The 8025-nt window shown below is 37.4% G+C and carries 8 protein-coding genes; 4 read left to right on the forward strand and 4 right to left on the reverse strand.

Features of this window, described 5'->3' with window-relative positions:
• The 3 genes from ACPYKA_RS16250 to ACPYKA_RS16260 form a co-directional block, all read right to left on the reverse strand.
• On the reverse strand, positions 1-900 hold a 900-nt coding region (locus ACPYKA_RS16250), incomplete at its 3' end, for an ABC transporter ATP-binding protein (protein ID WP_479543265.1).
• Between the two features lie 9 nt (positions 901-909).
• On the reverse strand, positions 910-1866 hold the full coding sequence (locus tag ACPYKA_RS16255; RefSeq protein WP_479543266.1) for an ABC transporter permease: 957 nt from the start codon (positions 1864-1866) through the stop codon (positions 910-912).
• A complete protein-coding gene (locus ACPYKA_RS16260; RefSeq protein WP_479543267.1) occupies positions 1866-2798 on the reverse strand; it encodes an ABC transporter permease in 933 nt (310 codons plus the stop codon). Before ACPYKA_RS16260 ends, ACPYKA_RS16255 begins: the two co-directional genes overlap by 1 nt.
• 240 nt (positions 2799-3038) lie before the next feature.
• Between ACPYKA_RS16260 and ACPYKA_RS16265 the strand changes: the two genes are divergently transcribed.
• From ACPYKA_RS16265 to ACPYKA_RS16280, 4 genes are read left to right on the forward strand one after another with little or no spacing between them, the layout of a single operon-like run.
• Complete coding sequence (locus ACPYKA_RS16265) at positions 3039-3746, forward strand: FadR/GntR family transcriptional regulator (RefSeq protein ID WP_479543268.1); 708 nt, start codon at positions 3039-3041, stop codon at positions 3744-3746.
• Positions 3743-4459, forward strand: a complete 717-nt coding sequence (locus ACPYKA_RS16270; RefSeq protein WP_479543269.1) for a (Fe-S)-binding protein — start codon at positions 3743-3745, stop codon at positions 4457-4459. The genes ACPYKA_RS16265 and ACPYKA_RS16270 overlap by 4 nt, the downstream gene beginning before the upstream one ends.
• 16 nt (positions 4460-4475) lie before the next feature.
• Positions 4476-5909 (forward strand): LutB/LldF family L-lactate oxidation iron-sulfur protein, encoded by a 1434-nt coding sequence (locus ACPYKA_RS16275; protein WP_479543270.1) that lies wholly within the window; start codon positions 4476-4478, stop codon positions 5907-5909.
• Positions 5902-6603, forward strand: coding sequence for a LutC/YkgG family protein (locus ACPYKA_RS16280; protein WP_479543271.1), 702 nt, complete (start codon positions 5902-5904; stop codon positions 6601-6603). Before ACPYKA_RS16275 ends, ACPYKA_RS16280 begins: the two co-directional genes overlap by 8 nt.
• Before the next feature lie 774 nt (positions 6604-7377).
• On the opposite strand, the gene pstB is transcribed toward ACPYKA_RS16280, so the two are convergent.
• Positions 7378-8025 (reverse strand): phosphate ABC transporter ATP-binding protein PstB (gene pstB / locus ACPYKA_RS16285; protein WP_479543272.1); only part of this gene is annotated, 648 nt, incomplete at its 5' end.

Genomic DNA, 8025 nt, shown 5'->3' on the forward strand with positions numbered 1-8025 from the left:
CTCACACACTTCCATTGCAAACGTGCATCTAGCAGCAAAAGGACATCCTTTTGGTGGTGCAAATAAGTCTGGGGGTGTGCCAACAATAGGAAGCAATTTTTCTTCTTTCATATCGAGCCTGGGAACAGAGTTTAATAGTCCTTTTGTATAAGGATGCTCGGGATTATAAAAGATTTCCCGTTTCGTGCCAATTTCAATAATTTTCCCAGCATACATAACTGCGATTCGATCAGCAACTTTTGCAACAACTCCGAGGTCATGTGTTATCAATATAATCGAAACGTTTGTCGTTCTTTGAATTTTTTCAAAAAGTTCTAAGATTTGAGCTTGAATCGTCACATCAAGTGCTGTCGTTGGTTCATCAGCAATGAGTAGCTCTGGTTCACAAATCAATGCAATAGCAATAACAATACGTTGACGCATCCCGCCACTGAATTGATGAGGATATTGTTTCATTCTTTCCTGTGGATTCGGAATACCGACTAAATCCATCATTTCTAGTGCTTTTCTCTTCGCATTTTCTGCAGAAATCTTATGGTGTTGCCGTAAACCTTCCATTAATTGAGTTCCTATTGTCAACGTCGGATTAAGTGCTGTCATTGGATCTTGGAAGATCATTGAAATATCCACGCCACGAATCGAGCGCATTGTTTTCTCAGAAATTTGAGTGACATCTCTCCCTTTAAAAAGTATTTTCCCACGTGAAATTTCCCCTGGAGGATTAGGAATTAAACCCATAATTGCATTGGAGGTTACACTTTTTCCGCATCCAGATTCCCCGACGATTGCAAGTGTTTCACCTTTGTATAAATCAAAGTTTACACCTCGTACTGATTTTACAGTACCTCCATAAGTAGTAAAGGTGACATGCAGATTTTTTACTTCTAATATTTTTTCCATGGTCTCCCCCTACTTTCTAAGCTTTGGATCAAGGGCATCTTGTAGTCCGTCCCCCAAAACGTTAAAAGCAAACATTGTAAACGAAATAAAAAATGCTGGGAAAAATAATGTCCACCAGTTTCCGGATAAAATTGCACCTAAAGAGTCATTTGCCATCACACCCCAACTTGCATACGGAGCTTGGATCCCTAAGCCAATAAAACTTAAAAATGCTTCTGCAAAAATTGCCGTTGGTACTGTTAATGTCATCTGCACAATTATTGGTCCCATCGTATTCGGTAAAAGATTTTTCCGAATAATTCTAGACGTTTTTGCACCGTAGGACTTAGAGGCAAGTACGAACTCATAATTTTTAATTTGTAGAACTTGCCCCCGAACAATTCTCGCCATTCCTACCCACCCTGTTACAGTTAACGCAACAATTATCGTAAATAAACTTGGGCCTAAAACAACAAGGAGTAAAATAACGACTAATAAATAAGGTAGACCATATAAAATTTCAACTATTCGCATCATGACATTATCTGTCCGACCACCTTTGTAACCAGCAATACCGCCATATATAATTCCGATAACAACATCAATTATTGCTGCCATTAACCCGACAAATAAAGAAATACGTGCACCATACCAAGTTCTTGTAAACACATCTCGTCCTGCAGAATCAGTGCCGAACCAATGTTGTGCCGAGGGTTTTTCAAATTGTGCCGGTAAATTTTGCGCATTTACTTCATACGGTGAAAAAATCGGTCCTAAAATTGCCATAATCGTTAGTAAAACAAGAAAAATTAATCCTAACATCGCTAGTTTATTTTTCCTCAATCGTGTCCACGCATCTTTCCAGTAAGAAAGAGAGGGACGAGAAACAATTTCTGCTCCTTCTTTATCCTGATTAACTAAACGAAACCATTCATCGCGTACTTCAGAAGGAGAATAACTTTCTTGGAAATGACGAGTCGATTTCATTACTCCCCTTCCTTTCCGTGTACTTTTATTCGTGGATCTAGCAAACCATAAGCAATATCAACTAAGAAAAGCATAATAATTAAAAATGAACTATAAAAAACTGTCGTACCCATAATGACTGGGTAGTCTCGTTGGTTAATACTTTCCACAAAATATTTTCCCATTCCGGGAATTGCAAAAATTTGTTCAATGACAAATGTTCCTGTTAAAATACTTGCTAACAATGTACCCATAATTGTTACTACAGGCATTAAGGCATTTTTCAACGCATGCTTGATAATGATTTTCCAAGGTGCTAATCCCTTCGCCCGAGCCAACTTTATATAATCTTGGGTTAATACTTCAAGCATTGTCGATCTAGTAAGTCGGGCAATAATTGCCAAAGGCCCTGTAGCAAGTGCGAGCGTTGGAAGAACGATATGAATTGGACTTGACCATGTCGCAACCGGAAAAATTTCAAAATTTACAGCTAACTGTTGGATGAGTAATGTTGCCAACACAAAATTCGGTATCGATATCCCGAGAACAGCAAAAGCCATTGCCAAATAATCAATTATTCCGTTATGACGTAACGCTGCAAAGATTCCTAAAGTAATTCCTGAGATGACAGCTACAATAATTGTTAACATTCCGAGTTCAAAGGAAATAGGGAAGCCTCTAGCTAGTAAATCGTTTACAGAGTGATCAGGTTTTTTTATCGATGGTCCAAAATCAAATGTAGCAATCGATTTTAAATAGAGAAGATATTGTATGTAATAAGGTTTATCAAGATTATAATGTGCTTCTAAATTCGCCTGGACAATTTCGTTAGAACTTTTTTCACTGTTAAAAGGGGATCCTGGAATGCTGACCATCAAAATAAAGGTAAGTGTAACGATAATCCATAAAGTAATTATCATAATAAGTAGGCGTTTTAACACGTAGCGAAGCATTATTTCCCCCCTTAATAAACAAATAATAATTAGCACTTTTTTAATCTAACTGCTTGTTCATAATTATGCTTTTCAAAGCCAATATATGATTATTTTAAAAACGATAAATCCTTTTTGAACATCCTTTTTAAAACTAACATTTTTTATAGAAACTATATTGACCTAAGCGATCTGATAAGGTAATATTCTAAGTATAAACTCAGTCATCAGATGACCATATGTTTTAAAGGAGAAATTTTAATGATATATGAACCGATTCGAACAAGGAAAAACTATGAAATAGTTATCGATCAAATCATTGCAATGTTAAAGAACAAACAATTACAGCCAGGTGACAGGCTTGATTCTATTGAAAAACTAGCAAAACATTTCGATGTGAGCAGATCTGTCATCAGAGAAGCGTTAAGTGGATTAAAAGCAATGGGGTTAGTACATGTACAACAAGGGGAAGGAACATTTATTGCCGATTTTAATGCTACCTCCATTTCTCTACCTGTTACAACTGCTTTATTAATGAAAAAGGAAGACGTTAAGGAACTATTGGAAGTAAGAAAGATTTTAGAAGCTGGGGCGGTACGGTTAGCTACACTCCACCATACGGAAGAAGATATTAGATTAATAGAAGAAGCATTGCTAGAAATGAAAAATAATAAATTGGATGAGAAAGCGGACTATCATTTTCATTACCTAATCATAAAAGCTTCCCAAAATAATATGTTAATAAATCTATTACGAAACATTTCCGACATAATGTTAGAAACGATTCGTGATGCACAGAAAATAATCTTAGAGTCGGAAAAAAACACCAAAGTATTAGTAACTGAACATGAACGTATTTATAAAGCTATAAAAAATAAACAACCTGAGCAGGCCGAAAAATATATGTTGCGTCATTTGGAAGGGGTAGAAAAATTTCTATCTCCATATTTAGGAGGTGAATATGAGTGAAAGTCTCATTATTTATTACTTGTCTATGTGATATGTTTCATTCAAATGTAGGCAAGGACACGGTAGAAATTTTGGAACGTGCTGGATGTGAAGTCGATTTTCCCGAGACACAAACATGCTGTGGACAGCCGGCATTCAATAGCGGTTACTTACAACAATCGAAAAAAGCAATGAAACAAATGATTCAAGCTTTTGAACATGCGGAATATATCGTCGGTCCATCTGGTTCATGTGTCGGTATGTTAAAAGAATATCCAAAAATATTTGCCGATGACCCTGTATGGGAAGAACGTGCAATAGCTTTTGCAAATAAAGCATATGAGTTAACACAATTTTTAGTTGATGTATTAGGTATCGTTGATGTCGGCTCTAAATTCGTTGGGAAAGTCACTTATCATCCTTCATGTCATATGACTAGAATTCTAGGGGTAAAGGAAGCACCTATTCAACTTTTAAAACAGGTTAAAGGAATCGATTTAATAGAATTACCGATGAAAGAAGATTGTTGTGGGTTTGGTGGAACATTTGCGATAAAAAATGCCGACATATCAACAGAAATGGTGAAAGAAAAGTCACGACATGTTTCAGAAACAGGAGCTCATTATTTAGTCGGGGGCGATATGGCATGTTTAATGAATATTGGCGGCATGATGTCTCGTGAAGGAAAAAATGTGCAGGTCATTCATATTGCTGAAATATTAAATACACAATAATTGGAAGGAGGATTTTATGGGTATTCAAATTAATCAAAGTCCTTACGAAACGCGGGTACAGAAAGGATTAGATGATACGTTTATGAGAAATGCTGTTTCATCAGCACAAGAGCGTTTGAAAACTGGACGTGTTCGGTCTGAAGAAGGGCTTGGAAACTGGGATGATTGGCGAACTTTAGGAGAAGAAATCCGTAACCATACGATTGAACATCTCGACTATTATTTAGAAGAGTTAAGTAATCAAGTTGTTAAGCGCGGCGGAAATGTATTTTTTGCCCAGACAGCCGAAGAAGCTACTGATTATATTAAAGAGGTTGTCAAACAGAAAAACGGAAAAAAAGTAGTTAAATCAAAATCGATGGTGACAGAAGAAATTGGCCTTAATGAAGTATTGCAAAAAGAAGAGGTCGAAGTTGTTGAAACAGACCTAGGTGAGTGGATTTTACAATTAGATAATGATCCTCCTTCTCATATTGTTGCACCTGCTTTACATAAAGACAGAGAAAGAATTCGGGAAGTTTTTGCAGATAAAAAAGGGTATGATGGAACTGCAATACCTGAAGACCTTACCCTTTTTGCTCGCGAGCAATTACGAAAAGATTTTTTATCAGCAGATATTGGAATAACCGGTTGTAATTTTGCTGTGGCAGAGTCGGGAACGGTTACACTTGTTACAAATGAAGGAAATGGAAGGCTTGCCACTTCCTTACCTGATACACAAATAGCTGTCATGGGGATGGAGAGGATTGTACCGACATGGGAAGAACTTGATATATTAGTCAGCCTGTTAACAAGAGCAGCAGTAGGACAGAAATTAACGAGTTATATTACATCTGTTACAGGAACGAGACTGGAAGGCGAAATCGATGGACCATCTGAGTTCCATCTCGTAATTGTTGATAATGGACGCTCCAAAATAATCGGAACAGAATTTCAGTCTGCTCTACATTGCATTCGTTGTGCAGCATGTATTAATGTTTGCCCAGTCTATCGTCATATCGGTGGTCACGCTTACGGTTCCATTTATCCAGGGCCAATTGGGGCAGTCATTACCCCTCTTCTTGATGGGTATGAAAATCATAAAGAACTTCCTTATGCGTCCTCTTTATGCGCAGCATGTACAGAAGCCTGTCCGGTAAAAATACCGCTTCATGAGTTATTAATTAGGCATCGGGAAATAATTGTTGAAAAAGAAAATAAAGCTCCTGTTTCAGAAAAAATGATGATGTCAGGATTTGCACAATGGGCTTCAAACCCCGCCGCCTATAAACTAAGTGCAAAAATGGCAAGAACGGCCTTAAAGCCATGGGTAAAAAATGAACAAATAACGAATGGACCTGGACCATTAAAAGGCTGGACAAATACACGTGATTTTCCAGCCCCAAAAAGACAAACCTTTCGCTCTTGGTATCGTAACAGACAGAAAGGAAGAGCACAAAGCAATGATTAAAAACAGAGAAAGCTTTCTAAAAAATATTGCTGACCAGCTTAACAGACCTCGAATAAAGACTGAAGTTACAAAACCTGTGTGGACGAAACAACCGCAATGGGAAGTGTTTCATGAACTGTCTAAAAATGAACTAATTGACGTATTGGAAGAACAATGTAAAGTGATTCATACTACTTTTAAAAGAGGAACGAAACAAAGTTTAGCGAGGATTTTGCATGAGACGGTTATCGAATATGGTGGCGGATCGATCATAACAGTAAATGATAAAAGAAATGTAAAATTTGGATTGAACTCTTTTTATGATAATCTTACCTCCGATCAAATCGAGGTTCGCAAATGGGATGAGAAAAAAGGCAAAGAAAATATTCATTTTGCAGAACGAGCAAATATCGGGATAACGTATAGTGATATAACACTAGCAGAATCCGGAACGGTGACATTACTGAACGATAAAAATAATAGTCGTACGATAAGCTTGCTTCCTACTCATTTTATTGCAATTATCCCTAAAGAAACAATCGTGCCTAGAATGTCCCATGCAACACGAATCATCCATGAAAAAAACAAAAATGGTGAAGTAATCCCATCTTGTGTTAGCTTCATAACAGGACCAAGCAATAGTGCAGATATCGAGTTAAATTTAGTAGTCGGTGTACATGGTCCTGTGAAGGCTACTTATATTGTTGTTGAATAGTTATTATATTTTTTAAATCGCCTTTGCCAAAGTGCAAGGCGATTTTTTCAATGGGTAAATGCGCTCGTGGTTAATTCGGAATTCTCGTGGTGAAATCCAAATCTCCGTCGTTATTTCGAAATTTGGCTGGATAACGCGAGACTTCGTGGTTATTTTTAGATTCCCGTGGTTAAATCCAAATCTGCGTCGTTATTTCAAAATTTGGCTGAATAACGCGAGACTTCGTGGTTATTTTTAGATTCCCGTGGTTATATCCGAATCTGCGTCGTTATTTCAAAATTTGGCTGGATAACGCGAGACTTCGTGGTTATTTCAATTTTCCCGTGGATAAATCCGAATCTGCGTCGTTATTTCAAAATCTGGCTGGATAACCCGAGACCTCGTGGTTATTTTAAAGTTCCCGTGGATAAATCCAAATCTCCGTCGTTATTTCGAAATTCAGCTGGATAACGCAAGACTTCGTGGTTATTTTTAGATTCCCGTGGATAAATCCGAATCTGCGTCGTTATTTCACGATTTAGCTGGATAACCCGAGACCTCGTGGTTATTTCTGGATTCCCGTGGTTAAATCCGAATCTGCGTCGTTATTTCACGATTTAGCTGGATAACCCGAGACCTCGTGGTTATTTCTGGATTCCCGTGGTTAAATCCGAATCTGCGTCGTTATTTCGAAATTTAGCTGGATAACGCGAAGCTCTCGTGATTATTCCGCTTTCCCCAAAAAACAAAAACTATCTTTCTCAGATAGTTTAGCATTTTGAGATTGATATTTAATTATCCGAACTGACCGCTGACATAGCCTTCTGTACGTTTATCACTTGGTTTATTAAAGATATGTGCTGTTTCGGCGAATTCAACTACTTCTCCATTCAAGAAAAATGCAGTTCGATCGGAAATTCTAGCTGCCTGTTGCATATTGTGGGTAACGATAGCAATCGTATATTTATCTTTTAATGTACGGATTAATTCCTCCACTTTTAATGTCGACTGCGGGTCTAAAGCTGATGTTGGTTCATCCATCAAAATTACACGAGGATCAATCGCTAAGCATCTAGCAATACATAATCTTTGTTGTTGACCCCCTGAAAGTCGATACGCATTTTCATGTAAACGATCTTTTACTTCATCCCAAAGATACGCGTTGCGTAAGCTTGTTTCAACAATTTCATCTAAAATCATTTTATTTCGTATCCCATGTATTTTTGGCCCATAAGCAATATTATCATAAATTGACTTCGGAAATGGGTTTGGTTTTTGGAAAACCATTCCGACTTGGGTTCGCAGTTGTTCCACCGTTACCGAAGGATCAAAAATACTTTTATTATCATAAATCACTTTTCCTGTCATCCGGACATTCGGGACTAGCTCTACCATTCTATTTAACGCTTTTAAATAAGTAGATTTTCCACAACCGGAAGGTCC

The organism is Pseudogracilibacillus amylolyticus (SeqCode) (assembly GCF_051918545.1).
In the GTDB taxonomy this organism is placed as follows: Bacteria; Bacillota; Bacilli; order Bacillales; family Amphibacillaceae; genus Pseudogracilibacillus.